General features: G+C 58.2%; 38 protein-coding genes. 1 reads left to right on the top strand and 37 read right to left on the bottom strand.

Annotated features, from left to right (window positions below; genetic code table 11):
- Positions 1 to 4 precede the first annotated feature (4 nt).
- The 31 genes from GOW72_RS18460 to rplB all read right to left on the bottom strand — a co-directional run bounded on the left by GOW72_RS18460 (position 5) and on the right by rplB (position 18,653).
- On the bottom strand, positions 5 to 1,390 hold the full coding sequence (locus GOW72_RS18460; protein WP_170368008.1) for a trypsin-like peptidase domain-containing protein: 1,386 nt from the start codon (positions 1,388 to 1,390) through the stop codon (positions 5 to 7).
- Positions 1,391 to 1,561: 171 nt separating this feature from the next.
- Positions 1,562 to 1,987: a 50S ribosomal protein L17 gene (gene rplQ / locus GOW72_RS18455; RefSeq protein WP_093965383.1), complete on the bottom strand. Its 426-nt coding sequence runs from the start codon at positions 1,985 to 1,987 to the stop codon at positions 1,562 to 1,564.
- A gap of 118 nt (positions 1,988 to 2,105) precedes the next feature.
- Positions 2,106 to 3,122, bottom strand: coding sequence for a DNA-directed RNA polymerase subunit alpha (locus GOW72_RS18450; protein WP_170342951.1), 1,017 nt, complete (start codon positions 3,120 to 3,122; stop codon positions 2,106 to 2,108).
- A 116-nt stretch (positions 3,123 to 3,238) separates the two neighbouring features.
- Positions 3,239 to 3,628 carry a 30S ribosomal protein S11 gene (rpsK, locus tag GOW72_RS18445; RefSeq protein WP_093965380.1) on the bottom strand — a complete coding sequence of 130 codons (390 nt, stop codon included), beginning with the start codon at positions 3,626 to 3,628 and terminating at the stop codon, positions 3,239 to 3,241.
- Positions 3,629 to 3,643: 15 nt separating this feature from the next.
- The gene (rpsM, locus tag GOW72_RS18440) at positions 3,644 to 4,012 is read right to left on the bottom strand and encodes a 30S ribosomal protein S13 (protein ID WP_093965378.1); all 369 of its coding nucleotides are present in this window, start codon (positions 4,010 to 4,012) and stop codon (positions 3,644 to 3,646) included.
- 199 nt (positions 4,013 to 4,211) lie between these two features.
- Complete coding sequence (locus tag GOW72_RS18435) at positions 4,212 to 4,856, bottom strand: adenylate kinase (protein WP_170368006.1); 645 nt, start codon at positions 4,854 to 4,856, stop codon at positions 4,212 to 4,214.
- The gene (gene secY / locus GOW72_RS18430) at positions 4,853 to 6,217 is read right to left on the bottom strand and encodes a preprotein translocase subunit SecY (protein WP_093965375.1); all 1,365 of its coding nucleotides are present in this window, start codon (positions 6,215 to 6,217) and stop codon (positions 4,853 to 4,855) included. The genes GOW72_RS18435 and secY overlap by 4 nt, the downstream gene beginning before the upstream one ends.
- A 109-nt stretch (positions 6,218 to 6,326) precedes the next feature.
- Positions 6,327 to 6,800 carry a 50S ribosomal protein L15 gene (gene rplO / locus GOW72_RS18425; protein ID WP_170368004.1) on the bottom strand — a complete coding sequence of 158 codons (474 nt, stop codon included), beginning with the start codon at positions 6,798 to 6,800 and terminating at the stop codon, positions 6,327 to 6,329.
- Between the two features lie 149 nt (positions 6,801 to 6,949).
- Positions 6,950 to 7,780, bottom strand: coding sequence for a hypothetical protein (locus GOW72_RS18420; protein WP_244952485.1), 831 nt, complete (start codon positions 7,778 to 7,780; stop codon positions 6,950 to 6,952).
- A 184-nt stretch (positions 7,781 to 7,964) separates the two neighbouring features.
- Positions 7,965 to 8,180: a DUF1127 domain-containing protein gene (locus GOW72_RS18415; protein ID WP_170368002.1), complete on the bottom strand. Its 216-nt coding sequence runs from the start codon at positions 8,178 to 8,180 to the stop codon at positions 7,965 to 7,967.
- A gap of 150 nt (positions 8,181 to 8,330) precedes the next feature.
- Positions 8,331 to 8,786, bottom strand: a complete 456-nt coding sequence (locus GOW72_RS18410; protein WP_170368000.1) for an SRPBCC domain-containing protein — start codon at positions 8,784 to 8,786, stop codon at positions 8,331 to 8,333.
- Complete coding sequence (locus GOW72_RS18405; RefSeq protein ID WP_170342961.1) at positions 8,779 to 9,114, bottom strand: ArsR/SmtB family transcription factor; 336 nt, start codon at positions 9,112 to 9,114, stop codon at positions 8,779 to 8,781. The genes GOW72_RS18410 and GOW72_RS18405 overlap by 8 nt, the downstream gene beginning before the upstream one ends.
- A 236-nt stretch (positions 9,115 to 9,350) precedes the next feature.
- Positions 9,351 to 9,539, bottom strand: a complete 189-nt coding sequence (gene rpmD, locus GOW72_RS18400; RefSeq protein ID WP_093965366.1) for a 50S ribosomal protein L30 — start codon at positions 9,537 to 9,539, stop codon at positions 9,351 to 9,353.
- 12 nt (positions 9,540 to 9,551) lie between these two features.
- On the bottom strand, positions 9,552 to 10,115 hold the full coding sequence (gene rpsE / locus GOW72_RS18395; protein WP_093965365.1) for a 30S ribosomal protein S5: 564 nt from the start codon (positions 10,113 to 10,115) through the stop codon (positions 9,552 to 9,554).
- 114 nt (positions 10,116 to 10,229) lie between these two features.
- On the bottom strand, positions 10,230 to 10,589 hold the full coding sequence (gene rplR, locus GOW72_RS18390; protein WP_010437103.1) for a 50S ribosomal protein L18: 360 nt from the start codon (positions 10,587 to 10,589) through the stop codon (positions 10,230 to 10,232).
- An 11-nt stretch (positions 10,590 to 10,600) separates the two neighbouring features.
- Positions 10,601 to 11,134, bottom strand: a complete 534-nt coding sequence (gene rplF, locus GOW72_RS18385) for a 50S ribosomal protein L6 (RefSeq protein ID WP_093965363.1) — start codon at positions 11,132 to 11,134, stop codon at positions 10,601 to 10,603.
- Between the two features lie 11 nt (positions 11,135 to 11,145).
- A complete protein-coding gene (gene rpsH, locus GOW72_RS18380) occupies positions 11,146 to 11,538 on the bottom strand; it encodes a 30S ribosomal protein S8 (RefSeq protein ID WP_093965361.1) in 393 nt (130 codons plus the stop codon).
- Between the two features lie 13 nt (positions 11,539 to 11,551).
- A complete protein-coding gene (gene rpsN / locus GOW72_RS18375) occupies positions 11,552 to 11,857 on the bottom strand; it encodes a 30S ribosomal protein S14 (RefSeq protein WP_093965360.1) in 306 nt (101 codons plus the stop codon).
- A 19-nt stretch (positions 11,858 to 11,876) separates the two neighbouring features.
- On the bottom strand, positions 11,877 to 12,437 hold the full coding sequence (rplE, locus tag GOW72_RS18370; protein ID WP_093965358.1) for a 50S ribosomal protein L5: 561 nt from the start codon (positions 12,435 to 12,437) through the stop codon (positions 11,877 to 11,879).
- Complete coding sequence (gene rplX, locus GOW72_RS18365; protein ID WP_093965356.1) at positions 12,430 to 12,741, bottom strand: 50S ribosomal protein L24; 312 nt, start codon at positions 12,739 to 12,741, stop codon at positions 12,430 to 12,432. Before rplX ends, rplE begins: the two co-directional genes overlap by 8 nt.
- 2 nt (positions 12,742 to 12,743) lie before the next feature.
- Positions 12,744 to 13,112: a 50S ribosomal protein L14 gene (rplN, locus tag GOW72_RS18360; RefSeq protein WP_005621870.1), complete on the bottom strand. Its 369-nt coding sequence runs from the start codon at positions 13,110 to 13,112 to the stop codon at positions 12,744 to 12,746.
- 76 nt (positions 13,113 to 13,188) lie between these two features.
- The gene (gene rpsQ, locus GOW72_RS18355; RefSeq protein ID WP_170342963.1) at positions 13,189 to 13,419 is read right to left on the bottom strand and encodes a 30S ribosomal protein S17; all 231 of its coding nucleotides are present in this window, start codon (positions 13,417 to 13,419) and stop codon (positions 13,189 to 13,191) included.
- Positions 13,420 to 13,423: 4 nt separating this feature from the next.
- Entirely contained in the window at positions 13,424 to 13,630 is a 207-nt protein-coding gene (gene rpmC, locus GOW72_RS18350) for a 50S ribosomal protein L29 (RefSeq protein WP_093965352.1), read from the bottom strand.
- A 155-nt stretch (positions 13,631 to 13,785) separates the two neighbouring features.
- Positions 13,786 to 14,733, bottom strand: coding sequence for a restriction endonuclease (locus tag GOW72_RS18345; protein ID WP_170367998.1), 948 nt, complete (start codon positions 14,731 to 14,733; stop codon positions 13,786 to 13,788).
- A gap of 51 nt (positions 14,734 to 14,784) precedes the next feature.
- Positions 14,785 to 15,405, bottom strand: coding sequence for a 2OG-Fe(II) oxygenase family protein (locus tag GOW72_RS18340; protein ID WP_093965350.1), 621 nt, complete (start codon positions 15,403 to 15,405; stop codon positions 14,785 to 14,787).
- A gap of 75 nt (positions 15,406 to 15,480) precedes the next feature.
- Positions 15,481 to 15,882 (bottom strand): YybH family protein, encoded by a 402-nt coding sequence (locus GOW72_RS18335; RefSeq protein ID WP_170367996.1) that lies wholly within the window; start codon positions 15,880 to 15,882, stop codon positions 15,481 to 15,483.
- Between the two features lie 126 nt (positions 15,883 to 16,008).
- A complete protein-coding gene (rplP, locus tag GOW72_RS18330) occupies positions 16,009 to 16,422 on the bottom strand; it encodes a 50S ribosomal protein L16 (protein WP_005980704.1) in 414 nt (137 codons plus the stop codon).
- A 12-nt stretch (positions 16,423 to 16,434) separates the two neighbouring features.
- Positions 16,435 to 17,145 (bottom strand): 30S ribosomal protein S3, encoded by a 711-nt coding sequence (gene rpsC / locus GOW72_RS18325; protein WP_093965346.1) that lies wholly within the window; start codon positions 17,143 to 17,145, stop codon positions 16,435 to 16,437.
- On the bottom strand, positions 17,145 to 17,525 hold the full coding sequence (rplV, locus tag GOW72_RS18320; RefSeq protein ID WP_039538267.1) for a 50S ribosomal protein L22: 381 nt from the start codon (positions 17,523 to 17,525) through the stop codon (positions 17,145 to 17,147). Before rplV ends, rpsC begins: the two co-directional genes overlap by 1 nt.
- Positions 17,526 to 17,528: 3 nt before the next feature.
- Positions 17,529 to 17,807 (bottom strand): 30S ribosomal protein S19, encoded by a 279-nt coding sequence (rpsS, locus tag GOW72_RS18315; RefSeq protein WP_005980699.1) that lies wholly within the window; start codon positions 17,805 to 17,807, stop codon positions 17,529 to 17,531.
- A gap of 3 nt (positions 17,808 to 17,810) precedes the next feature.
- On the bottom strand, positions 17,811 to 18,653 hold the full coding sequence (rplB, locus tag GOW72_RS18310) for a 50S ribosomal protein L2 (RefSeq protein WP_093965344.1): 843 nt from the start codon (positions 18,651 to 18,653) through the stop codon (positions 17,811 to 17,813).
- Between the two features lie 325 nt (positions 18,654 to 18,978).
- On the opposite strand from rplB, the gene GOW72_RS18305 reads away from it, so the two are divergent.
- The gene (locus GOW72_RS18305; protein WP_170367994.1) at positions 18,979 to 20,010 is read left to right on the top strand and encodes a DUF2971 domain-containing protein; all 1,032 of its coding nucleotides are present in this window, start codon (positions 18,979 to 18,981) and stop codon (positions 20,008 to 20,010) included.
- Between the two features lie 85 nt (positions 20,011 to 20,095).
- On the opposite strand, the gene GOW72_RS18300 is transcribed toward GOW72_RS18305, so the two are convergent.
- The 6 genes from GOW72_RS18300 to GOW72_RS18275 all read right to left on the bottom strand — a co-directional run.
- Positions 20,096 to 20,392, bottom strand: a complete 297-nt coding sequence (locus GOW72_RS18300) for a 50S ribosomal protein L23 (protein WP_170367992.1) — start codon at positions 20,390 to 20,392, stop codon at positions 20,096 to 20,098.
- The gene (rplD, locus tag GOW72_RS18295) at positions 20,389 to 21,006 is read right to left on the bottom strand and encodes a 50S ribosomal protein L4 (RefSeq protein WP_170342972.1); all 618 of its coding nucleotides are present in this window, start codon (positions 21,004 to 21,006) and stop codon (positions 20,389 to 20,391) included. The genes GOW72_RS18300 and rplD overlap by 4 nt, the downstream gene beginning before the upstream one ends.
- Positions 21,003 to 21,728 (bottom strand): 50S ribosomal protein L3, encoded by a 726-nt coding sequence (gene rplC, locus GOW72_RS18290; RefSeq protein WP_170343454.1) that lies wholly within the window; start codon positions 21,726 to 21,728, stop codon positions 21,003 to 21,005. The genes rplD and rplC overlap by 4 nt, the downstream gene beginning before the upstream one ends.
- Before the next feature lie 18 nt (positions 21,729 to 21,746).
- Complete coding sequence (rpsJ, locus tag GOW72_RS18285) at positions 21,747 to 22,061, bottom strand: 30S ribosomal protein S10 (protein ID WP_008756422.1); 315 nt, start codon at positions 22,059 to 22,061, stop codon at positions 21,747 to 21,749.
- 222 nt (positions 22,062 to 22,283) lie between these two features.
- A complete protein-coding gene (locus tag GOW72_RS18280) occupies positions 22,284 to 23,231 on the bottom strand; it encodes an aldo/keto reductase (protein WP_170367990.1) in 948 nt (315 codons plus the stop codon).
- Between the two features lie 235 nt (positions 23,232 to 23,466).
- Positions 23,467 to 23,538, bottom strand: a 72-nt coding sequence (locus tag GOW72_RS18275) for an EF-Tu C-terminal domain-related protein (protein ID WP_217353393.1), incomplete at its 5' end; no start/stop codon positions are given.

Raw genomic sequence — 23,538 nt, 5'->3', positions numbered from 1 at the left:
GCGGTCACAGCCTGAACCGCAACGACACGGGTTTGCCGCCGCGCACCAGGTCGATCTGCACCCGCCGACCCGGATCGCGCAGCGCCCGAACGACGTCACGCGGGCGTTCAGCCTTTCGCCCGTTCACGGCATTGATGACATCGCCGGGCCGCAACCCGGCCCGCGCGCCATAGGGGCCGGGGTCGACCACGACCACACCGGTCTGCGACAGCAGCAGACCCATCTTGGCAATCATTGCCGGGTTGATGCGCGCAACCGTCATTCCCGGAAGAACCGTGCGATCGTCCAGAGTGGTTTCCTCGGCCGGAGGCGTCTCGGGCGCGGGCACCAGATCGACGGCGACCTCAGCACGTTCGCTGCCGCGGAGCCGGGTCAGAACGGATGTCCCACCAACACCCGCCACAGACATGCGGAACTTCATCTCAGCCGGAGAATTCACCTCCTCGCCATCCACGTGGGTCACAATATCGCCAACCCGCAACCCGGCCTCGGCCAACGGGCTGAGCGGATGGAGGTCCGAGATCACAACGCCCTGCGGCAGCGAAAGCCCAAGGGATTCGGCGATGTCGGCGCTCATGGTCTGTCCGGCCATACCCGCCCAAGGGCTGACGAAACCTTCGTTTCCTTCCTGGGCCTGCCGCAGAAACTCTGCCACCAGATTGGCCGGAATGGCGAAGCCAATCCCATTGGACCCACCCGACCGCGTCAGGATCGAGGTGTTGATGCCGATCAGGTCACCATTCACGTCGATCAGGGCACCGCCGGAATTGCCCGGGTTGATGGGCGCGTCTGTCTGGATGAAATAGCCCCGTGCATTGCCGGTGGCGGTGCCAGACCGCGCCAGCCCCGAGATGATGCCAGACGACACGGTCTGCCCGACGCCGAACGGGTTGCCGATGGCCAGAGCCAGTTCCCCCACCTCGACATGGTCAGAATCCCGCAGACGCAGAAACGGCAGTCCCTGCGCGTCCTGCAGGCGCAGGATGGCGATGTCGCTTTCCTCGTCGCCCAGAACGACCTCGGCCTGGAACTCGCGACGATCCGTTGTCACGACCCGGATCTCGGTCGCGGTGCCGACAACGTGATAGTTCGAGACGACATAGCCGTCCTCGGTCAGGATGACGCCCGACCCCAGCGAGTTTTGAACCCGCGGCCGCGGTGCACCGAACCCACCGCCGAAAAAGTCGCGAAAGAACGGATCCGTGAAAATCGGGCTGCTGCGCCCAGGCCGGACGATCTTGGCATAGATGTTCACCACCGCCGGGGCAGCCTTTTTGACCACCGGGGCAAAACCCATGGAAATCTCGACCTGTGACTGAGGAACCCGTGTCTCGGCACCGGCATGGGTGGCCAGTGTCATCAGGCATACGGCCAGGATCGTGCGTATCATGACAGCTCCGTTCATCATCCGCCGAAGATATGCGGAGGTCGGCACGCGAATGCAATAGAGCACGCGAAACCTTGCCGCTGCCATGTCCGCCGCAAGCGTGGCGATCCATAAGAAAAAGCCCCTGACCGGGATATCCGGACAGGGGCCATGAAACGGCAATGCAGCCGGTTCTTATTCTTCGTCAACGTCCACTTCTTCAGCGGCGACGCGGGCCTTGTCGGCTGCGCCTTTGGCGTCGATGTCACGATCAACGAATTCGATGATCGCCATCGGAGCCATGTCGCCATAGCGGAAGCCAGCTTTCAGGATACGGACATAGCCGCCCTGACGGTCCTTGTAGCGCGGGCCCAGAACCTCGAACAGCTTGGCGACGTCCTTGTCTTCCTTCAGCTGAGCTGCGGCCTGACGGCGGGCGTGCAGGTCGCCGCGCTTGCCCAGGGTGATCAGTTTTTCAACGATCGGGCGCAGTTCTTTTGCCTTGGGCAGGGTCGTCTTGATCTGTTCGTGCTCGATCAGCGAGCCGGCCATGTTCGAGAACAGGGCCTTGCGGTGCTCATGAGTACGGTTCAGGCGGCGGTAACCACGTGCGTGACGCATTTTTCAATTCCTTCTTTCGCGTTTTGCTTTGTCTGGCCGGCGATGCGTGTCACCGGCTCTCCTTGGGGCGGAAATGCCCATACGGTCCCCGGCAGCCCGGGCATTGGCGAAGACGCGTTTAGAACGCGTCTTCGAATTTCTTGGCCAGATCTTCGATGTTGTCGGGCGGCCAATCCTCGACATCCATGCCGAGGTGCAGGCCCATGCCGGACAGCACTTCCTTGATCTCGTTCAGCGACTTGCGGCCGAAGTTCGGGGTGCGCAGCATCTCGGCTTCGGTCTTCTGGATCAGGTCGCCGATGTACACGATGTTGTCGTTCTTCAGGCAGTTTGCCGAACGGACCGACAGTTCCAGCTCGTCCACTTTCTTCAGCAGCAGCGGGTTGAACTCCAGACCATCGTCCTCGTCCTGGCGGCCAGCCGATTCCGGTTCGTCGAAGTTGACGAAGATCGACAGCTGATCCTGCAGGATGCGCGCGGCAAAGGCCAGCGCGTCCTCGGGTGTGATCGAGCCGTCGGTTTCGATCTTCATGGTCAGCTTGTCATAGTCCAGAACCTGGCCTTCACGGGTCGGCTGAACGTCATAGGCGACCTTCTTGACCGGCGAGTAGATCGCGTCGATCGGGATCAGGCCGATGGGCGCATCTTCGGGCTTGTTCTTCTCGGCCGAGACATAGCCTTTGCCGGTGTTGACGGTCAGTTCCATGAACAGCTCGGCGCCATCGTCCAGGTGGCAGATGACGTGATCACGGTTCAGAACCTCAATGCCGGCGCTTTCGCTGATATCACCGGCGGTGACAACTGCGGGGCCTTTGGCATTGATCGACAGGCGCTTGGGCCCTTCGACTTCCATGCGCAGAGCAACCTGCTTGAGGTTCAGGATGATGTCAGTGACGTCTTCACGAACGCCGGCAACCGAGCTGAACTCGTGCAGGACGTTGTCGATCTGGACGCTGGTGATGGCCGCGCCTTGCAGCGAGCTCATCAGAACACGGCGCAGCGCGTTGCCCAGGGTCAGACCAAAGCCACGCTCAAGCGGCTCCGCAACCAGGGTTGCCTGCCGCGCGGGATCGTTGCCCGGCTTGCCTTCCAGCTGGGTCGGCTTGATCAATTCTGCCCAATTCTTGTGGATCATGTAATCCCTCCATTCCTGTCTGCGCCCCATGACCAATCAGGTGCAGACGCCCGAGGTTTCAAAACGGCGAACCGGGGCCGTGTAAAAACACGGCCCCAGCCTGGTAATTCGATCGGTTAGACGCGGCGGCGCTTCGGCGGGCGGCAGCCATTGTGGGCGATCGGGGTCACGTCGCGGATCGACGTGATATTGAAGCCCACGGCAGCCAGCGCACGCAGAGCCGATTCACGACCCGAACCGGGGCCCTGAACTTCGACTTCCAGCGTCTTGACGCCATGTTCCTGCGCCTTCTTGCCTGCGTCTTCTGCAGCCATCTGAGCGGCGTAGGGGGTCGATTTCCGCGATCCCTTGAAGCCCATGGTGCCGGCCGACGACCAAGCGATGGCGTTGCCCTGCACGTCCGAGATCAAGATCTTGGTGTTGTTGAAGGTCGAATTCACATGGGCGACGCCCGATGCGATGTTCTTACGCTCTTTGCGCTTAACGCGAGTCTTGTCACGTGCCATCAGTCAGACCCTCCCTTATTTCTTCTTACCAGCGATGGCCTTTGCGGGGCCTTTGCGGGTACGAGCGTTGGTGTGGGTACGCTGACCGCGAACCGGCAGGTTGCGGCGGTGACGCAGACCGCGATAGCAGCCCAGGTCCATCAGACGCTTGATGTTCATCTGAACTTCGCGACGCAAGTCACCTTCGACGGTGAAGTTGGCGTCGATGTATTCGCGGATGGCCAGAACTTCGGCATCCGACAATTCATTGACGCGACGAGTCGTGTCGATGCCAACGGCTTCGCAGATCGCTTTGGCCGAGGTGTTGCCGATACCGGTGATATATGTAAGGGCGATTGGTACCCGCTTTGCAGTCGGGATGTTTACGCCGGCAATACGTGCCACGTGTCACTTTCCTTTCGTTGCGGTTCCGTAGTTCCAGAACCTTTTTTCACAACGCCTAACCGTGGCAGTGTGGCCAGAGGGTTCAGCATTATTCGAGGTGGTCTATACATGCGGAACGAATCCCGCATGCGCGATTGATTCCCCAAAGGGATGGGGGTCGATATGGGCTTTTGGGCTTGGCGTCAAGCCCTTTGCAAGCTTAACCCAATATGGCTGCGATCGAGGCCCGGACTTCCTTGATGTCCGCCAGCCCGTTCACCGGTCGAAGATCGCCCTTGGCGTAGTAATAGCCAATCAACGGTGAGGTCTTCTTGTAATATTCCATAAGCCGGGTGCGCAGGCTTTCCTCGTTGTCGTCGGCACGACGGACGAAATCGTTTTCCTTGCCGCAATTGGTACATTTGCCATCGGCCGGGATCGGTTTGGTCTTGTCATTGTAGACCTCGCCGCAACCGCCACAAGTCGACCGGGCAGTGATCCGTTCAACCAGAGCCTCGTCATCCACGCGCATTTCGATCACGGTGTGCAGCGACTGGCCCAGCTTGGTCAGAAGGGCCGACAAGGCGTCAGCCTGGGCCAAGGTGCGCGGAAAGCCGTCGAAGATGAAGCCGGCGCCCTTTTCGGTGGTCAGCTTCTCTTCGATCAAGCCAATCACGATCTCGTCGGTGACAAGCTTGCCCGCGTCCATGATCGCGGCCACCTTCTTGCCCATCTCGGTTCCCGAGTTGCGGGCCTCGCGCAGCATGTCACCGGTGCTGAGCTGGATCATGCCCCGCGTTTCAACCAGGTGACGTGCCTGCGTACCCTTGCCTGCCCCCGGGGGGCCCAGAAGAATGATATTCATCGACGAGCGGGTCCCTTCCTGCCGCGTTTCTTGCCTTTGCCGCGCAACTGGGACTTTTCGATCAGCCCTTCGTATTGATGCGCCAGGAGGTGGCTCTGAACCTGTTGGATCGTGTCCATGGTCACAGACACGATGATCAGAACCGAGGTGCCGCCGAAATAGAACGGGATGGCGAACTGGCCGCGCAGAATTTCAGGCAGCAGGCAGACCGCCGCAAGATAGGCCGAACCCAGCACCAGCACGCGGTTGACGACGTATTCCAGATATTCGGCGGTCTTTTTGCCAGGGCGAATGCCGGGCACAAAGCCGTTCTGCTTTTTCAGGTTGTCCGCCACGTCATCCGGTTTGAACGACACGTTGAACGTGTAGAAGTAGGCAAAGAACACGATCATCGACGCAAAGAACAGCAGATAAAGCGGCTGTCCCGGTCCGAAATTGGCCAGCAGCCACGACATGATCGGTCCGTTTGCAGCGCCCGACGAAAAGGTCGAGATCGTGACCGGCAGCAGCAGCAGCGAGCTGGCGAAGATCGCCGGAATCACGCCGGCCGGGTTGACCTTGACCGGCAGGTGGCTCGAGCCGCCCTCATAGACCTTCATGCCGACATTGCGGCGCGGGTACTGGATGTGGATCTTGCGCAGCGCGCGTTCCATGAACACCACGAAGGTGATAACGGCGATCACCATCACGATCACGCCGACGATCACGGCCGGGCTGATCGCGCCCGAACGGCCCGAGGCAAGGAACTGGGCCAGCGCGGCCGGAACCTCGGCGATGATGCCGACGAAAATGATCAGCGAGATGCCGTTGCCGATGCCGCGCGCGGTGATCTGTTCACCCAGCCACATCAGGAACATGGTGCCACCGACCAGAGTGATCATCGTGGACAGGCGGAAATACAGACCCGGATCGGTAGCCAAATCGCCCGATTCCAGCGAAACCGCCAAGCCATAGGCCTGAACGGTGGCCAGCGCGACGGTTCCGAAACGGGTGTACTGGTTGATCTTCTTGCGGCCCTGCTCGCCCTCTTTCTTGAGCTGTTCGAGCGCGGGCACCATCGAGGTCAGCAGCTGTACGATGATCGATGCCGAGATATAGGGCATGATGCCGAGGGCAAAGATACCCATCCGCCCAAGCGCCCCGCCGGTGAACATCGAAACCATCCCACCGATGCCCTGCCCCGCTTGTTCCATGAACTCGCGCAGCGCCTGACCGTCGATCCCCGGCACCGGAATGAAGGTGCCCAGACGATAGACGATCAGCAAACCCAGCGTGAACAGGATGCGGTTGCGCAGATCGGTGGCCTTGCCCAGAGCAGCCCAGCTTGTGTTGGCTGCCATTTGTTCTGCTGCTGATACCATAAATCGGTCTCTCTTATGAAAACGCCGCCCGGAACCGTTTTCCGGCTCGGGCGGCGTCTTGGAAAACTCTGAGGTCTATGTAAGCGGGTCGGCGCCCGCTCACAAGCGCTTACTCTGCCGCAGCGGCTTTTGTGACCTTCAGTGAACCGCCCGCTTTTTCCACGGCTTCGATCGCCGCTTTCGAGGCGCCGGTCACTTCCAGGTTCAGCTTGGCGCTGATTTCGCCTTTGGCCAGAACGCGGATACCGTCCAGCTTGCGGCGCACCAGACCCGAGGCGACCAGTGCGTCCTCGGTGACGGCCGATTTAACGTCCAGTTTGCCGGCGTCGACGAATTTCTGGATCAGGCCCAGGTTGATGACGGCAAATTCCTTGCGGTTCGGCTTGTTGAAGCCGCGCTTGGGCAGGCGCTGATACAGCGGCATCTGGCCGCCTTCGTAGCCGTTGATGGCCACACCCGAACGAGATTTCTGGCCTTTGATACCGCGGCCACCCATTTTACCCTTGCCAGAGCCGGGACCACGGCCAACGCGGGTGCGTTTCTTGACGGCGCCGGGATTGTCGCGCAATTCGTGCAGTTTCATGTCGCTTCTCCTAAGCCGGATATGACCCCGAAGCGTGATGGGCCAAACACGGCATTTCTTGGTTTTGATTCTCGTGGCGAACACGCCACCGGAGCGCAGTACAGCCTCGGGCCCCGAGTTGCAAGTTTTGATTACCCTGCCGCAGCGGTTCAGTCGTCGCGGCCGGCAATGGGCGCGTCTTGGGGCACAATTCCATGTTTGGCCACAAGTCGCCCGACCAGGCTGTCAGGATGTGGTATTCCACCATGGTTCTTGCGCATGATCGCCCGCATCCGGCGCCCGTACAAATGGATCGAAACGGTATCCTCGTGAAAAAACCGGTCAAGATTTTCGTTCGGCCGGGCAAGGGCCCGGCGCCGCGAAAAGTTGATCGGGTAAAAAACATGCTCTGGCAGGGCGTATTTTATCTCGCCTGTTTCCTTCAGCGCCCAGGTGAATGCCTTTGGTCCCCACACGCCCCACAACACCTCGGGAACGTTGGTCGGGTTCCCGGCGTCCCGCGCCTCTTCCAGCGGTCGGCGGTGGCGCGGCGGTAACCAAGGAGGAATAAGGTAGGGATCATTCGTGTACTCGATCAGCTTGGCCAGAGTTTCACTGTCCTGCGGCAGGCCCAGAACCCCAATCGCCACCTCACCCTCGAGATACCCATAGTAATGACCATTCGCCGTTGAATAGGGTTTCAGGCAATAGGCATCGGTGTCGGCCCAGATCAGGTCGGGCTCCTGAGCCAGCATCCGGTAGCGGAACTTGTCGGAATGCGGCGCGGGGCTATTGGTACGCTCATGAGTGATAAATTCGGAATCCGGCAGGATCTCGCGGGCATCACGGTGCTCGACACCCTCGGGGATGTTCGTCACATTGCTATAGGTATAAAGCCGCACGCTGTGGCCCATATCCAAGTAAGACTGGATGCACAGCAGTTCCAAAAAGCTGAGCGGCCCCTCGACCCACAGCATTGCAATCTGGAAGTCCCGTGCCATGTTCTGCCCTCTCTGCCCAATGTGTTCATGCCTTGACGGCTTGCCTGCATTGGAGTGACCCAATTCCCGGCGCCGCGCAACGTCGCAGTTGTGGTAGCAACTATTTTCCTGCCCGTGTGGGATCCGTAAACACAAAAGAGGCGCCACTTGGGCGCCTCTGCTTCATATGTTGTAGTCCCTTATCTTACGAGCAGTAGGCGTGCTCGCGGGCGATGTCGGCGATGTCGCACCGGCGGATGCCGATGTCGTTCAACTCGCGGTCGCTCAGACGCTGCAACTCGGTATACGTGCGGGTGTATTCGCTGGCCCGGGCGCGGTTTTCTTTCACGCGCTCGATCAGGTTTGCGATACGGGCGGTCAGGTTGAAGCCGCCATATGTCAGGGTCGCTGTGTGTGCCATTATCTCATTTCCTTTCGAATGTCGGGGCGTATTCCCCGATGTCACTTACTTGGTTCCTGTCTTGGACAGGGTTGAGATAGGGAGTTCAGTTATCGCTAACAACGATGGTTTTGGACTGGCCGCTATGCATTTTTGGCATAGCGGCGCAAATCAGGAGTTACCGCTACCGGCCGCAAGCCGGGACAGGTTGTCCAAAGCAGCAGACCAGCCACCTTTGTAGTCCTGAAATAGTTCTGGCCCGGCCAGGCTTGTGATCTGCAACGTGACGCGCAGCGTACTGCCTTGGCCATTCGGCATGATTTCGTGTCCGCACAGCGAGACCGAGACCAACTCTCCCTGAATGACCAGTGTTTCGGTCAATGAAAGAAACTCCGGCGAGACCACGTGGAACAGGCTGGTCGTATTGAACTCTGGCGCCTCTTTCGGTCCACACCGCGTTTCCTCACGGCCTCCGGGTCGACAGTCAAAAACATCAATCAGAACTACGCTTTCATCGTCTGGTGCGGCCCATTTCTGGCGTAACTCGCGGTCGGTCAACACCTGAAACAGCCGGTCGGGAGCGCAGGCAATCTCGCGTTCCAGGATCAAAGTTTCGTAATCAGCCATCATCGGATTCCTTCTCAATTTGCTCGGCAAGTGCAGACAGGCGATCCAGCCGGCCTTCCCAGAGGTGACGTTGTTGTTTCAACCAACCTTCCGCCTCGGCGATCGGGGCGGCTTCGATATGCAACATGCGAACCCGACCGATCTTCTCCGAACGGATCATTCCAGCGGATTCCAGTTTGCCGAGATGCTTCAGAAACGAAGGAAGAGCCATGTCGTGCGCTTCGTGCAGCTCTGACACGGCCGCTGGGCCAGTGATCAGCCGTTCGATCACGGCACGCCGGGTCGGATCGGCCAGCGCAGAAAAAAATGTATCGAGTTTGTTAGCCATAAGGCTAAGTATTTCAACGCACCGCCCGCGTCAAGAAAAAGTTAGCCGTTTGGCTATGTTTTGAATTTAGAGGTCAGGACAGAGGGCAAAAAGGTGTCTACCTGCGAGTTCCTGGCCAGGCCTTGGCCAAGTTCAACGCAAAAGGCGGTCTTCCGACATTCCGCGCAGGCGACGGCCAAAAATGAAAACGCCCCCGATCAAATCGGAGGCGTTCATTAGGCTTTCGAAGTTGGCGCTCAGCCGCGCTCTTCGATGATCTCAACCAGATGCGGGATCTTGTTGACCATGCCGCGGATCGACGGAGTGTCTTCCAATTCGCGGGTCTTGTGCATCTTGTTCAGGCCCAGACCGATCAGGGTTGCGCGCTGTTCGGCGGGGCGACGGATCGGGGAACCGATCTGCTTGACGACGATGGTTTTTGCCATTGCTCGCTCTCCTTACGCTTCGGCTTCAGCCGGTGCTTCATCCCGCTTGGGCAGGATATCGGCGACCTTCTTGCCACGACGCGCGGCAACCGAACGCGGGCTCTGTTCTTTCTTCAGGCCGTCGATGGTGGCGCGGATCATGTTGTACGGGTTCTGCGAGCCCAGCGACTTGGACACAACGTCCTTCACGCCCAGCATTTCGAACACAGCACGCATCGGACCACCGGCGATGATACCGGTACCTTCCGGCGCGGTGCGCATGACCACTTTACCGGCGCCGTGACGGCCCTCGATGTCGTGGTGCAGGGTCCGGCCTTCGCGCAGCTGCACGCGGATCATCTGACGCTTGGCTTGCTCGGTCGCCTTGCGGATGGCTTCAGGTACTTCTTTCGCTTTACCTTTGCCAAAGCCCACGCGGCCTTTCTGATCGCCAACAACCACCAGAGCGGCGAAGCCAAAGCGCTTACCACCTTTTACGGTTTTAGACACGCGGTTGATTGCGACCAGACGATCGGCAAATTCCGGTGCTTCTTCACGGTCGCGGCCACGGCCCCGACGGTTTTCACGTTCTGCCATTTGGCATCCCTTTTCTCATGTGGCGCTTGGCGCCGTTTTCTTCAATCCAAGTGAGCCTCGACCGAAGCCGAGGCCCCCGGATCATCGGGGCGGATCGAAACCCGCCCACAGGTCTTAGATTTTCAGGCCGCCTTCACGCGCAGCGTCGGCAACTGCCTTCACCTTGCCGTGGAACAGGAAGCCACCACGATCGAAATAAGCCTCTTCGACGCCGGCCTTCTTGGCCCGCTCGGCGATGGCTGCGCCCACTTTGGTGGCCGCTTCGACGTTGTTCTTGCCAACAACACCCAGATCCTTTTCCAGGGTCGAGGCCGAGGCCAGGGTCACGCCACGTACGTCGTCGATCAGCTGAACGGAGATGTTCTTGTTCGAACGGTGTACGGACAGACGCGGACGACCCGCGTTGACCTTGCGAAGTTTGTTCCGAACGCGCAGGCGGCGCTTCAGAAACAGGGTTCTTTTGCTGTTTGCCATTGTGTTCGTCCTTACTTCTTCTTGCCTTCCTTGCGGAAGATGAACTCGCCCTTGTAGCGGATGCCCTTGCCTTTGTACGGCTCGGGACGGCGCCACTCGCGGATTTTCGCCGCGGTTTCGCCCACCAGCTGCTGGTCGATGCCTTCCACAACGATCTCGGTCTGCTTCGGCGCGGTGATGGTGACACCTTCCGGAGCAACGAAATCAACATCGTGGCTGTAGCCCAGGTTCAGCTTCAGGGTGTTGCCCTGCATCTGAGCGCGGTAACCCACACCCTGGATTTCCAGTTCCTTCTTGAAGCCTTCGGTCACACCGGTCACCAGGTTGGCGACCATGGTGCGGCTCATGCCCCACTGCTGACGCGCACGCTTGGACGAACCACGCGGGTCGATTTTGACCACGTTGTCTTCGACCGTCAGAGTGACGTCATCGGTTGCGGTGAAGCTGCGGGTGCCTTTCGGACCTTTGACTTCGATGGTCTGACCCGACACAGAGGCGGTAACGCCGCTGGGCAGCTCGACCGGTTTCTTACCAATACGAGACATTGCAGACCTCCTTAGAAGACGGTGCAGAGCACTTCGCCGCCAACGTTGTTGGAGCGAGCGTTTGCGTCCGACATCACACCTTTCGGAGTGCTGACAATCGACACGCCCAGGCCCTGACGAACCTGCGGGATGTCATTGACGCCCATGTATACGCGACGGCCGGGCTTCGAGACCCGCTTCAGTTCGCGAATGACAGGGGTGCCTTCGTAGTATTTCAGGCTGATTTCCAGAGCCGGATGACCGTTTTCACCGGTCGTCTTTTCATAGCCGCGGATATAGCCTTCGTCCGCCAGCACGTCCAGAACCCAGGCGCGCAGTTTCGACGCCGGAGTGATAACCGTGGACTTGCCGCGCATCTGCGCGTTGCGGATGCGGGTGAGCATATCGCCGATAGGATCGTTCATATCTGTCTCTCCCTTACCAGCTCGATTTCACCATGCCGGGGATCTGACCAGCAGAACCCAGCTCGCGCAGCGCGATACGGCTGACCTTCAGCTTACGGTAGTAAGCGTGGGGACGACCGGTCAGCTGACAACGGTTGTGCAGACGGGTAGCCGAGCTGTTGCGCGGCAGTTTCGCCAGTTTCAGACGCGCTTTGAAGCGCTCTTCCATCGGCTTGCTCTCGTCATTCGCGATCTCTTTCAGAGCCGCACGCTTTTCGGCATACTGTGCCACCAGGCGTGCGCGCTTCTTCTCGCGTTCGATCATTGCTTTTTTAGCCATGTCTCAATCCTCCCGGCGCTTACGCGTTGAACGGCATGTTGAAAGCTTTCAACAGTGCCTTTGCTTCAGCGTCGGTTTTCGCTGTGGTGGCAATTACGATGTCCATGCCCCAGACCTCGTCGACCTTGTCGAAGTCGATTTCCGGGAACACGATGTGCTCTTTCATGCCCATGGCAAAGTTGCCACGGCCATCGAAGGACGGTTTCACACCGCGGAAGTCACGTACGCGAGGCATCGCGATGGTGATCAGACGGTCCAGGAATTCGTACATCCGGTCGCCGCGCAGGGTCACCTTGGCGCCCAGCGGCATGTCTTCACGGACGCGGAAACCCGCGATCGACTTCTTCGCCTTGGTCGAAACGGCCTTCTGACCGGCGATCGCCGTCAGATCCTCGACCGCCGCCTTCGCCTTCTTCGAGTCCTTCACCGCCTCGGCACCACAGCCGATGTTCAGAACGATCTTCTCCAGCTTGGGGATCTGCATATCGTTCTTGTAGCCGAACTCTTCTTTCAGAGCGGCACGGATGGTTTCAGCGTACTGAGCTTTCAGACGCGGGGTGTAGGTTGCAGCATCAAGCATCGATCACGTCCCCCGTGGTCTTGGCGTAACGAACCTTCTTGTCACCTTCCATGCGGAAGCCGACGCGGGTTGCCTTGCCGTTCTTGTCCAGCAGGGCCAGGTTCGACAGGTCGATCGGCAGAGCCTTGGGCAGGCGGCCACCTTGCGACGTTTGCGACTGGCGGGTGTGGCGGATGGCGATGTTCACGCCATCAACGACAGCTTTGCCGGCTTTGGGGTCGACCGAGGTGATAGTCCCCTCTTTGCCCTTGTCCTTGCCGGCCAGCACGACGACCTTGTCGCCTTTGCGGAGTTTAGCAGCCATGATTACAGCACCTCCGGAGCCAGCGAGATGATCTTCATGAAGTTCTTCGCGCGCAGTTCACGAACAACGGGGCCGAAGATACGGGTGCCGACGGGCTCGTTGTTGTTGTTCAGGATGACGGCGGCGTTGCGATCGAAGCGGATCGCGGTGCCGTCTTCGCGACGGACTTCTTTGGCGGTGCGCACGACGACGGCCTTGCGGACATCACCTTTCTTCACGCGGCCGCGCGGGATGGCTTCCTTCACCGAGACGACAATGATGTCGCCGACGGAGGCGTATTTACGCTTGGAACCACCCAGGACCTTGATGCACTGAACTCGGCGGGCGCCGGAGTTGTCAGCGACATCCAGATTGGTCTGCATCTGGATCATGTGGTTTCTCCCGACCTGTGGGGGCTGGTCTTGTTAAATCCCCCAGGGTTTCGACAAATGGAAAAATCCCGGAGGCTTAGGCCTCCAGAACCTCCCAACGTTTCGTCTTCGATTTCGGCGCGCATTCGATGATGCGTACGGTGTCGCCGACCTTGAAGGCGTTCTTTTCGTCGTGAGCCCGGTATTTCTTGGACTTACGAACGGTTTTCTGCAGCAGAGGGTGCTTGAAACGGCGCTCGACCAGAACGGTGATGGTCTGTTCGTTGGCGTCGCTGGTCACGGTGCCTTGCAGGATACGCTTGGGCATCTGATTACTCCTCGGATGCCGCGGCAGCGGCCTTTTCGTTCAGAATGGTTTTGACGCGGGCAGCATTGCGGCGGGCCGCTTTGATACCAGCAGTGTTTTCCAGCTGACCGGTGGCCTGTTGAAAGCGCAGGTTGAAGCTTTCTTTCTTCAGGTTGGCCAGTTCCTCGCGGAGCTGGTCCGGGGTCTTTTCACGCAGTTCTTGGGCGTTCATCGCCTTTTCCTTTGCTCAAAACACCAGAAGGCCCCGTACACGGGTCACCTTGGACCTGGTGGATGAATGATAGACATGCGAATCGCCCGACAACGCCGGGAGACCGCAGGATGCCGCCGTATAAGGGTTTGATGGGTGGGTGGCAAGAGGAAGTTTTAGGTCCCTAAGCCACCGATCCAAGAAGGAATATCACTGAGTTGTTCCACGCGCTCAATTTCCTTCATCGTTGGGTGCCTAGACACATGTGGAAAGACTTGGAGCATAAAGTCTTTTATTTCCTCAAAAGCTTCGTCGGAATATTCCACTCCACTACGAAACTGATTGAGTAGGGTCATGACCCATTGAATGTACTTTGTTGGCATAACCAGATCATTGATGTCCTCCCATCCGTCGATCAAGCCTTGATTGCTCATCGACGCACGTACCTCAGTGTCACAGGCCCCCCTGCAACACCACCGGATATGACGATATGCTTTAGGCCTATCTACTGTGAAGTCGACCATATCCATCCATAGAGTAATTACGCCTTTATCTTCTTTCTCCAAAAGCTCTGCATTACACACGCAGCATTTTAAAGACGGTTCCTCTGCGAAAAGCGTCGCCGGTTTGGGGTTTTCCCGCTTCCATGCTTCGAATGAAACCGGGAAGTATCGCGCAGCTAATGACATGCCTTCTTCGGAATTCAGAAGGCTTTCCTCTATTTTTTCTCGGTCAAACAGCAAGACCTCCAAAACGGGGCGAAGTCCCGCAAGCATGTCGGATAAGCCTGAACTAGCAATAGTGGAATAGAACCCCATAAAGCCTTGGCAACCATTGGATTGCACACGGTCATAGATGTTAGAATCATCTTGAGCGCTTACCGACCGACCACTACTTGCTTTGTGCTTGCAACTTACCAGCCATTTGATTTTTGTTTCACCGCCGACACCGGCACGTGTTTCTTCCACTAGCAAATCTACGCCACCATCGGCGCCTCTATCCGGATCAGAAAGTACTTTGAAACCCAAAGCTTTCAAAAAATCGCGGGCGAACAGCTCAAATGTGTCTTGTTTCCCAGTTGCTATATGGGCGTCGGGAATCTCTCGAAAATCCAACACTGGCATAGTTGGGTGTGGCTCCTGACCTTTTTGACGAACGTGAGGGGCGCTGACTGCTCACTCCCACTTATAGTTAAAACTGACCGAAATCCGCTCGTCCTCGGCCATGTTCATCGGCACCTCGTGGCGCAGCCAACTTTCCCACAGCAGAACGTCGCCAACCTTCGGCTTCATATAAATGAAGGGCTGCAATTCGCGTCGGGCTCCCTTGCGACGCACCGGCGCGGCCATCATGCGGCCTGAGCGGGGGTCCTCCAGCTTCAGTGCGCTGGCGCCTTCCGGCATTGACACATAGGTCGTTCCAGAAATCACACTGTGCGGATGGATGTGGCTGGCATGCATTCCACCCTCGGGCAGGATGTTGATCCAAAGATCCTCCAGCTTCAATTCCCGGTCATCGAGATCAAACTCAAGGTCTTTTGCGAATGCAGCCACGTGCTGATCCAAAGTCTTCACCAAGTCCTGAAAGATCGGAAACCGCCAGGGCAGGTCAGTCAACGAGGCATAGCTGGTGTAACCCGGATAGCCGTTTTTTTCGCACCACTCCTGCCCGGCCTCGTCATCCTCAGCGATGACAAGGCACGAGTTCTCCAGCTCCTCCGGATCGATCCTTGGATCGAACTCAGACAGAGCGGCGCGGTAGAGACGGGTAACGAAGAGTGATTCAATCTGTGCCATGGGCGTCCATTACCCTATTCGACGCCCAGGCGCGATAGAGGAACTTTCTTCGAATTTGGAAAACCCCTGCTGCTGTCACAAGTCAATATAGGGCAACGGGTCGCTGTGATGCGCGATCAGCTTCCACGCTCCACCTTCAAGGCGATAGACATTCGTGCCGCGCATCCGGATACCGGCCCCATCGCCCTGCCCCGATGCCTCGGCGACATGGTGCACAGTGGCAAGCGTATCCCCAACCACAACATGCCGGTTCAGCACTTTGATCGACCCGCCCAGATGCGCCCGACCCTGCGCGACCCAATCCTGATCCGTGACTTTCCACCCGACGTGGAACAGATCGGGTGACGGCCCCATATAGATGACATCGTCCGCATGCGACCACAGCGCCTCCATCGGTACAACGTCACCCTCGAACATAGCGTTCAGTGCGGCAAAGAAGCCGTCGTCAATCTTTTCTATCTCTGACGTCGAAACCATTTGAGGCCCCCTGTTCTAGGCTTTTCCAAAATATCAAAAGCTGAAGCGGAGCCTAACCCAAACCATCCGAAAAACAAAAAACCCCGCCGGTTCGGCGGGGTTTTCTGAAGTCTTGGCAAGACCGGTTTACCAGTCCTCGCGGACCACCACGCGGGTCTTGATCGGCAGCTTCATCGCAGCCAGGCGCAGAGCCTCGCGCGCGATTTCATCGTTGACACCGTCGATCTCGAACATCACGCGACCGGGCTTCACTTTGGCTGCCCAATAGTCGACCGAGCCTTTACCTTTACCCATACGGACTTCGGTAGGCTTCGAGGTCACGGGGGTATCCGGGAAGATCCGGATCCAGACGCGACCTTGACGCTTCATGTGACGGGTCATGGCACGACGAGCAGCTTCGATCTGGCGTGCAGTGACGCGCTCGGGCTGCAGGGCCTTCAGACCGTAGGTGCCAAAGTTCAGATCAGAGCCGCCTTTGGCTTCGCCCTTGATCCGGCCTTTGTGCATCTTGCGGAATTTTGTACGCTTTGGTTGAAGCATATCTTTCCCTCCTTAGCGACGACCGCCACCAGCACCACGAGGTGCAGGGCCGTCCTGGAGTTCCTGTGCTTTACGGTCACGTGCCTGCGGATCGTGCTCCATGATCTCACCTTTGAAGATCCAGACCTTGATCCCGATGATCCCGTAGGGGGTCATCGCTTCGGCATGTGCGTAATCGATGTCGGCACGCAGGGTGTGCAGAGGCACGCGGCCTTCGCGGTACCATTCGGTCCGTGCGATTTCGGCGCCGCCCAGACGACCAGCGACGTTCACCCGGATACCCAGGGCGCCCATGCGCATGGCATTCTGAACCGACCGCTTCATCGCGCGGCGGAACGAAACGCGGCGCTCCAGCTGCTGAGCGATCGACTCGGCAACCAGCTGCGCGTCGAGTTCCGGCTTGCGCACTTCGACGATGTTCAGGTGCAGTTCGCTGTCGGTCATCTGCGCGATCTTCTTGCGCAGAACTTCGATGTCCGCGCCTTTCTTGCCGATGATGACACCGGGACGCGCGGTGTGGATCGTGACGCGGCACTTCTTGTGCGGACGTTCGATGATCACACGGGCGATGCCGGCTTGCTTGCACTCTTTCTTGATGAACTCACGGATCTTGAGGTCTTCCAGCAGAAGATCACCGTAGTCCTTGGTATCTGCGTACCAACGGCTGTCCCAGGTACGGTTGACCTGAAGGCGCATGCCGATCGGATTGACTTTATGTCCCATTAGGCTTGCTCCTCAACTTGACGCACCTTGATGGTGATCTCCGAGAACGGCTTCATGATCTTGCCGAAACGGCCACGGGCACGCGGACGGCCGCGCTTCATGACCAGGTTCTTACCAACCCATGCTTCGGCGACGATCAGCTCGTCCACGTCCAGGTTGTGGTTGTTTTCGGCGTTCGCGATTGCGGACTGCAGGCACTTTTTGACGTCCTGCGCGACACGCTTGTTCGAGAAAGTCAGGTCGGTCAGAGCCTTCTCGACTTTCTTGCCGCGGATCATTTGCGCAACCAGGTTCAGTTTCTGCGGGCTGGTGCGAAGCATACGGGTTTTTGCCATTGCTTCGTTTTCAGCCACGCGGCGGGGGTTCTTTTCCTTGCCCATGACTTACTTCCGCTTCGCTTTTTTGTCTGCGGCATGGCCATAATAGGTCCGGGTCGGCGAGTACTCACCGAACTTCTGACCGATCATGTCTTCCGAGACGTTTACCGGGATATGCTTCTGGCCGTTGTACACACCAAAGGTCAGACCCACGAACTGGGGCAGAATGGTGGAACGACGCGACCAGATCTTGATGACTTCGTTGCGGCCCGACTCGCGCGCAGCTTCGGCTTTTTTCAGCACGTAAGCGTCGACGAAAGGACCCTTCCAAACAGAGCGAGACATGTCTTAACGCCCTTTCTTCTTGGCGTGCCGCGAGCGGATGATCAGCTTCTGGGACGCTTTGTTCTTGTTGCGGGTACGCTTACCCTTGGTGTCCTTACCCCAAGGCGTAACCGGCGTACGGCCACCCGAGGTCCGGCCTTCACCACCACCGTGGGGGTGATCGATCGGGTTCATGGCAACACCACGGACCGACGGACGCACGCCCTTGTGGCGCATACGACCGGCTTTGCCGAGGTTCTGGTTGCTGTTGTCGGGGTTCGACACGGCACCGACGGTGGCCATGCATTCTTGGCGCACCATGCGCAGCTCGCCCGAGCTCAGACGGATCTGGGCATAGCCGCCATCGCGGCCGACGAACTGGGCGTAGGTGCCCGCTGCACGCGCGATCTGACCGCCCTTGCCGGGCTTCATCTCGATGTTGTGCACGATGGTACCGATCGGCATGCCCGAGAACGGCATCGCGTTGCCGGGCTTGATGTCGGCCTTGGCCGAAGCGATGACCTTGTCGCCAACCGCCAGACGCTGCGGCGCCAGGATATAGGCCTGCTCGCCGTCGTCATATTTGATCAGTGCGATGAATGCGGTCCGGTTCGGGTCGTATTCGATCCGCTCGACGGTTGCCGCCACATCCAGTTTGTTCCGTTTGAAGTCAACGATCCGGTAGAGACGCTTTGCGCCACCGCCACGGCGGCGTGAAGTGATCCGTCCGGTGTTGTTCCGGCCGCCCGATTTGGTCAAACCCTCAGTGAGAGACTTGACCGGACGTCCTTTCCAAAGCTCCGAACGGTCGATCAGCACCAGCCCGCGCTGGCCCGGCGTCGTCGGTTTGTACGACTTGAGTGCCATGCTTTCTGTCTTCCGTTTAGCAAGCGCGAGGATCAATCCCCGCTATGTGAGAGGCCCCCGTAGGTGCCCAGGTTATAGGGCCCCGAAGGTCCCCGGTTTCAAATATCAGAGGCCCCGGAACGAATCCGAGGCCGCAAGATTGGGAGCGTGTAGCAGGGTTGGGGGTGGGTGTCTATAGGGTGCGCCCGGATTTCAAAGAAAGAACATCTAGACACCGAGTTTGCAACTCTTTGAAGGGTATCCACCGAAACCATACAGCTTCTACTCTATGCGTCGAAACCATTTTCCAACAAGTTAGAGCAATTGATACGAACAAGCTCAAAAAATGTGCGGCCTCATCTTCCATATCGAAATAAATCCGGAAATGGTTGCCACATTTGAAGAATCAATAATGAGGGAAGCGGTGGACTTCGACAACGAAACAATGATGTTCAATCAGATTTTTCGACCTGGACTGGCGGAAGCAAGCTTGTCGGTCGTGGCCGAACAAAAAAATTTTGTCTATTACACGTCTGCTGACACGGCTCTGAAGGTACTCCGTAATCAGGAACTTTGGTTCAGAAACGCCACTGTAATGAATGATTTCTCCGAGATTTCCTACGGCCTGCAGTTGATCCGCTCAGTGTTCTCTGGCCTTGAAGGAAACAGGTTTCGGGAGGCAGTCGAAGACATCTTCCCGGGAACAATTGAAAAGTCTGACAAACTGCTTTCGGGATGGGAACAAGATTGGCAGCTCGAGACATACATTGCGTGTGTATCCCTCCATAATCCCGAAGAAGATCGTCGCGGCCGGCTTTCAATGTGGAGAGCCTATGGAGATACCGCACTGGTTTTCAAAAATACTCCGATGGCTGCGGTAACTGATCTTTTGGCGGTCTATTCTATCCCGGTGCTATATCTTTCGGTCGAGGGGTTGACCGGACATCTCGCCAAAATCACTGATGCCATTTTAATTAATAGAAAATACTTACAGAGCTTGGGGCAGGAAACTTTGGTAGCATACATTCATAACATGCTTTTTCGGTTCGCAATTGCCACAAAGCATCCCGGATTCGAAGAGGAACAGGAGTGGCGACTCTTCTATCGACCGACGGAACGGACGAGCCCAGAGATGACGGAGGAAACTGTAGTTCTGGGTGGAGTTCCACAGAAGGTATACAAGCTTCGGCTAGCAAACGAACCAGACAACGGGTTGCACGGGGCGGATATTCCGTCGCTTCTGGATCGCATTATTATTGGGCCAACTCAGTATCCATACGTCAGTTACAGCGCGTTCGTAGGTGTACTGGAAGAATTGGGCGTACCAGATGCCCATGAGAAGGTTGTACTGTCTGACATTCCGCTTCGCGTTGGATGACGCGAAAATCATTGCACGCAGCTAGCGCCCACAAAAAAACCCCCGCTCACGCGGGGGTTTCGTTTTGCTCCAAAGACGGGGCCGATCAGAGACCGGTGGTCACGTCGATGGTGTTGCCCTCTTCCAGGGTCACATAGGCTTTTTTGACGTCTTTCCGCTTGCCCAGCTGGCCGCGGAACCGCTTGACCTTGCCTTTGGTCACGGTGGTGTTCACCGCCTTGACCTTCACACCAAACAGCGCCTCGACGGCCTCTTTGATCTGCGGCTTGTTGGCGTCGATCGCCACTTCAAAGACAACCGCGCCGTTTTCGGACGCCATGGTCGTTTTCTCGGTGATGATCGGCTTGCGGATCACGTCGTAGTGTTCTGCCTTCGCGCTCATTTCAGTCGAGCCTCCAGTGCTTCGACACCCGCCTTGGTGAGCACCAGCGTGTCACGCTTGAGGATGTCATAGACGTTTGCGCCCATCGACGGCAGGATATCCAGACCTTCGATGTTGCGGGCTGCGCGGGCGAACCCTTCGTTCACGGTGGCGCCGTCGATGACCAGAGCGCGCTTCCAGCCCAGGTTTGCAACCTGCTTGGCCAGTGCGGCGGTCTTGCCTTCGGCTTCGGCGCTTTCGATCACGACCAGCTCACCGGCTTTGGCCTTGGCCGACAGTGCGTGGCGCAGGCCCAGCTTGCGGAACTTCTTCGGCAGGTCGTGGCCGTGCGAACGCGGGGTCGGACCCTTGTAGATGCCACCCTTGCGGAAGATCGGCGCGTTGCGGTCACCGTGACGTGCGCCACCGGTGCCCTTCTGGCGGTAGATCTTCTTGGTCGAGTAGCTGGTTTCCGAGCGGGTCTTCACCTTGTGGGTGCCAGCCTGCGCGTTGTTGCGCTGCCAACGGACCACACGGTGCAGGATGTCCGCGCGCGGCTCCAGGCCGAACAGGTCCGCATCCAGCTCGATGTTGCCGGCTTTCTTGCCGTCCAGTTTGATTACATCAAGTTTCATGCTTCACCACCTTCCGCGGGTGCTTCTTCCGCAGGTGCTTCGGTTGCAGCCGATTTCACAGCAGCCGGGAAAGGCAAGCCTTCCGGTGCTTTCTTCTTGACGGCGTCCTTGACGGTAACCCAGCCCGATTTCGGTCCGGGAACGGCGCCTTTGATGAAGACCAGACCACGGTCGGCGTCGGTTTTGACGACCTCGAGGTTCTGGGTGGTAACACGGGCAGCACCCATGTGACCGGCCATCTTCTTGCCTTTGAACACCTTGCCCGGGTCCTGACACTGACCGGTCGAACCGTGCGAACGGTGGCTGATCGAAACACCGTGCGAGGCGCGCAGACCACCGAAGTTGTGGCGCTTCATTGCACCGGCAAAACCTTTACCGATCGAGGTGCCCGAAACGTCAACCTTCTGACCAGCCAGGAAGTGATCTGCCGAGATCTCGGCGCCCACTTCGATCAGCGCGTCTTCCGACACGCGGAACTCGGCCAGCTTGCGCTTGGGCTCGACCTTGGCGGCGGCGAAGTGGCCGCGCATGGCCTTCGAGGTGCGTTTTGCCTTGGCGGCACCGGCGCCCAGCTGAACGGCGGTGTAGCCGTCTTTGTCAGCGGTACGCTGTGCAACGACCTGCAGATTGTCCAGGTGAAGAACGGTCACAGGGATCTGCTTGCCGTCTTCCATGAACAGGCGGGTCATGCCGACTTTTTTTGCGATAATACCAGAGCGCATCATCAATACCCTCCGATCTTACGACTGCAGCTTGATCTCGACGTCCACACCAGCGGCCAGGTCGAGCTTCATCAGCGCGTCCACGGTCTGGGGGGTCGGATCTACGATGTCCAAGAGACGCTTGTGCGTACGGATCTCGAACTGATCGCGGGATTTCTTGTCAACGTGAGGGCCACGGAGAACCGTGAACTTCTCGATCTTGTTCGGCAGCGGGATCGGGCCGCGCACGTTCGCGCCGGTCCGCTTTGCAGTGTTGACGATCTCTTGCGTGCTGGCATCCAGGACGCGATAGTCAAATGCCTTCAGCCGAATACGGATGTTTTGGCTTTGCATATTAACAGCCTTTTTTCAGGCGTTGGAGTTGAGAGGAGGACGGGCGCTCATCGCCAACCCTCATCGAACCCAAAAGGCGGGAATCACCCCGCCTTCACGTTCTCACCGAGAACTCGCGCGGTTTAGTGGGGTTGGCGCTGTTTGGCAAGGGGGAAATGCCACCAAGCCCCAAATGCGGATTGTCCAACAAGTGATAGGCCGCCGCGCTGAATCTTGAAGACCCTACCCGGCTTCAGGATCCATTTGGGATTGCCCCAATTCCGCCAACTCTGTCCAGACCGCACCCGGGATAGACCAGTCGGCCCATTCGAATGTCTGGTCCACGTGCTGCGGCCATGTCGCGCCGCAGATTGTCGAAGCTATATCTGCGTTTTTGACCGAGAACTGCAACGCAAGCGCCCCCAACGGGACATCGTAGCGGGAACAGATACTCTCGACCGCACGAACCGGACCCAGAACAGCTTCGGTCGCCGGCTGATAGACATAGAAATGATGAGCAGAACTTCCCTTGGCCAATATTCCTCCGGAATAGGGCGCCGCATTCAGAACGGTCACTCCCTTGGAACGCGCGAGTTCAATCAGCGGAGCGGAATTCACGTTGACGACTGTATGCCTGTTGTGCGTCAGAAGGACGTCGAACTCACGATCGCGTAGCATAGGCATCAGGACGTCAATTCGACCACCGGCAAGCCCCACAGCTTTGGCCAGGCCTTCTTCCTTCATCCGAAACAGCTCATCAAGCGCGCCGCCCGTGCCGGTCACTTCGGAAAGATCTGCGGCGTATTCAGGGTCATGAAGGTGAAGAATATCCACCTGGTCGACGCCAAGGGCTTCAAGGCTTGCTTCAAGCGACCTTCGCGCTTGTGTCGCATCAAACCTGTTGCTCTCCATATCCCGGTCCAGTTTCGTGGACAGAACCCGGCCCTCGGGCCACCCGCCCAGCTCGCGAATGACTTGCCCGATACGTTCTTCGCTTCGGCCCAAGGCATATCCGCGCGCCGTATCAATGAAGCCATCCGGACGCTGTAGAATTGCCCTGATGGTATCCAGTGCACGGCTTTCGTCTACTTCGTATCCATATATCTGTGGAATGCTTCCCAGCCCTGTTGAGCCGAACCCTATTTGCGGCAACCTGACCCCAGTCCGGCCGATTTCAACATGCTTGGTCATCCCACCATCCTCCCCTTCTGGACAATTCTGACTGCAATTGTGTCGAGGGGCGCGGCTCAACGCAAGCTTGGCGTATTCGCGTGCAACACCAGGATGTGCGCAACCAATGTTTTGTGGACATAACGAAAAAGGCCGCCCCGGTTTGGGACGGCCTTCTTTTGTTTCTCACCGAGTTGCTTTCGGCTGGCTTCGCTTTGGAAAACCACCTGCCGCAACCGAGCGCGACAAGCGCGCCTTACTCGATGATTTTGGACACGACGCCTGCGCCGACGGTGCGGCCGCCTTCGCGGATGGCGAAGCGCAGACC

Origin of the sequence: Ruegeria arenilitoris, assembly GCF_013032855.1 — a bacterium.
Taxonomy (GTDB): Bacteria; Pseudomonadota; Alphaproteobacteria; order Rhodobacterales; family Rhodobacteraceae; genus Ruegeria; species Ruegeria arenilitoris.
Note: the sequence above shows the minus strand (reverse complement) of the source record. Positions and strands in the feature narration are given on the sequence as shown.

Excerpts from the sequence above, each read along its gene's own strand:
- GOW72_RS18460 (WP_170368008.1), bottom strand. The coding sequence starts at position 1,390 with ATGATACGCACGATCCTGGCCGTATGCCTGATGACACTGGCCACCCAT.
- rplQ (WP_093965383.1), bottom strand. The coding sequence starts at position 1,987 with ATGCGTCACGCACGTGGTTACCGCCGCCTGAACCGTACTCATGAGCAC.
- GOW72_RS18450 (WP_170342951.1), bottom strand. The coding sequence starts at position 3,122 with ATGATCCACAAGAATTGGGCAGAATTGATCAAGCCGACCCAGCTGGAA.
- rpsK (WP_093965380.1), bottom strand. The coding sequence starts at position 3,628 with ATGGCACGTGACAAGACTCGCGTTAAGCGCAAAGAGCGTAAGAACATC.
- GOW72_RS18435 (WP_170368006.1), bottom strand. The coding sequence starts at position 4,856 with ATGAATATCATTCTTCTGGGCCCCCCGGGGGCAGGCAAGGGTACGCAG.
- secY (WP_093965375.1), bottom strand. The coding sequence starts at position 6,217 with ATGGTATCAGCAGCAGAACAAATGGCAGCCAACACAAGCTGGGCTGCT.
- rplO (WP_170368004.1), bottom strand. The coding sequence starts at position 6,800 with ATGAAACTGCACGAATTGCGCGACAATCCCGGCGCCGTCAAGAAACGC.
- GOW72_RS18420 (WP_244952485.1), bottom strand. The coding sequence starts at position 7,780 with ATGGCACGGGACTTCCAGATTGCAATGCTGTGGGTCGAGGGGCCGCTC.
- GOW72_RS18415 (WP_170368002.1), bottom strand. The coding sequence starts at position 8,180 with ATGGCACACACAGCGACCCTGACATATGGCGGCTTCAACCTGACCGCC.
- GOW72_RS18410 (WP_170368000.1), bottom strand. The coding sequence starts at position 8,786 with ATGGCTGATTACGAAACTTTGATCCTGGAACGCGAGATTGCCTGCGCT.
- GOW72_RS18405 (WP_170342961.1), bottom strand. The coding sequence starts at position 9,114 with ATGGCTAACAAACTCGATACATTTTTTTCTGCGCTGGCCGATCCGACC.
- rpmD (WP_093965366.1), bottom strand. The coding sequence starts at position 9,539 with ATGGCAAAAACCATCGTCGTCAAGCAGATCGGTTCCCCGATCCGTCGC.
- rpsE (WP_093965365.1), bottom strand. The coding sequence starts at position 10,115 with ATGGCAGAACGTGAAAACCGTCGGGGCCGTGGCCGCGACCGTGAAGAA.
- rplR (WP_010437103.1), bottom strand. The coding sequence starts at position 10,589 with ATGGCAAACAGCAAAAGAACCCTGTTTCTGAAGCGCCGCCTGCGCGTT.
- rplF (WP_093965363.1), bottom strand. The coding sequence starts at position 11,134 with ATGTCTCGTATTGGTAAGAAACCGGTCGAGCTGCCCAGCGGCGTTACC.
- rpsH (WP_093965361.1), bottom strand. The coding sequence starts at position 11,538 with ATGAACGATCCTATCGGCGATATGCTCACCCGCATCCGCAACGCGCAG.
- rpsN (WP_093965360.1), bottom strand. The coding sequence starts at position 11,857 with ATGGCTAAAAAAGCAATGATCGAACGCGAGAAGAAGCGCGCACGCCTG.
- rplE (WP_093965358.1), bottom strand. The coding sequence starts at position 12,437 with ATGCTTGATGCTGCAACCTACACCCCGCGTCTGAAAGCTCAGTACGCT.
- rplX (WP_093965356.1), bottom strand. The coding sequence starts at position 12,741 with ATGGCTGCTAAACTCCGCAAAGGCGACAAGGTCGTCGTGCTGGCCGGC.
- rplN (WP_005621870.1), bottom strand. The coding sequence starts at position 13,112 with ATGATCCAGATGCAGACCAATCTGGATGTCGCTGACAACTCCGGCGCC.
- rpsQ (WP_170342963.1), bottom strand. The coding sequence starts at position 13,419 with ATGCCCAAGCGTATCCTGCAAGGCACCGTGACCAGCGACGCCAACGAA.
- rpmC (WP_093965352.1), bottom strand. The coding sequence starts at position 13,630 with ATGAACGCCCAAGAACTGCGTGAAAAGACCCCGGACCAGCTCCGCGAG.
- GOW72_RS18345 (WP_170367998.1), bottom strand. The coding sequence starts at position 14,733 with ATGCCAGTGTTGGATTTTCGAGAGATTCCCGACGCCCATATAGCAACT.
- GOW72_RS18340 (WP_093965350.1), bottom strand. The coding sequence starts at position 15,405 with ATGGCACAGATTGAATCACTCTTCGTTACCCGTCTCTACCGCGCCGCT.
- GOW72_RS18335 (WP_170367996.1), bottom strand. The coding sequence starts at position 15,882 with ATGGTTTCGACGTCAGAGATAGAAAAGATTGACGACGGCTTCTTTGCC.
- rplP (WP_005980704.1), bottom strand. The coding sequence starts at position 16,422 with ATGCTTCAACCAAAGCGTACAAAATTCCGCAAGATGCACAAAGGCCGG.
- rpsC (WP_093965346.1), bottom strand. The coding sequence starts at position 17,145 with ATGGGACATAAAGTCAATCCGATCGGCATGCGCCTTCAGGTCAACCGT.
- rplV (WP_039538267.1), bottom strand. The coding sequence starts at position 17,525 with ATGGGCAAGGAAAAGAACCCCCGCCGCGTGGCTGAAAACGAAGCAATG.
- rpsS (WP_005980699.1), bottom strand. The coding sequence starts at position 17,807 with ATGTCTCGCTCTGTTTGGAAGGGTCCTTTCGTCGACGCTTACGTGCTG.
- rplB (WP_093965344.1), bottom strand. The coding sequence starts at position 18,653 with ATGGCACTCAAGTCGTACAAACCGACGACGCCGGGCCAGCGCGGGCTG.
- GOW72_RS18305 (WP_170367994.1), top strand. The coding sequence starts at position 18,979 with ATGTGCGGCCTCATCTTCCATATCGAAATAAATCCGGAAATGGTTGCC.
- GOW72_RS18300 (WP_170367992.1), bottom strand. The coding sequence starts at position 20,392 with ATGAGCGCGAAGGCAGAACACTACGACGTGATCCGCAAGCCGATCATC.
- rplD (WP_170342972.1), bottom strand. The coding sequence starts at position 21,006 with ATGAAACTTGATGTAATCAAACTGGACGGCAAGAAAGCCGGCAACATC.
- rplC (WP_170343454.1), bottom strand. The coding sequence starts at position 21,728 with ATGCGCTCTGGTATTATCGCAAAAAAAGTCGGCATGACCCGCCTGTTC.
- rpsJ (WP_008756422.1), bottom strand. The coding sequence starts at position 22,061 with ATGCAAAGCCAAAACATCCGTATTCGGCTGAAGGCATTTGACTATCGC.
- GOW72_RS18280 (WP_170367990.1), bottom strand. The coding sequence starts at position 23,231 with ATGACCAAGCATGTTGAAATCGGCCGGACTGGGGTCAGGTTGCCGCAA.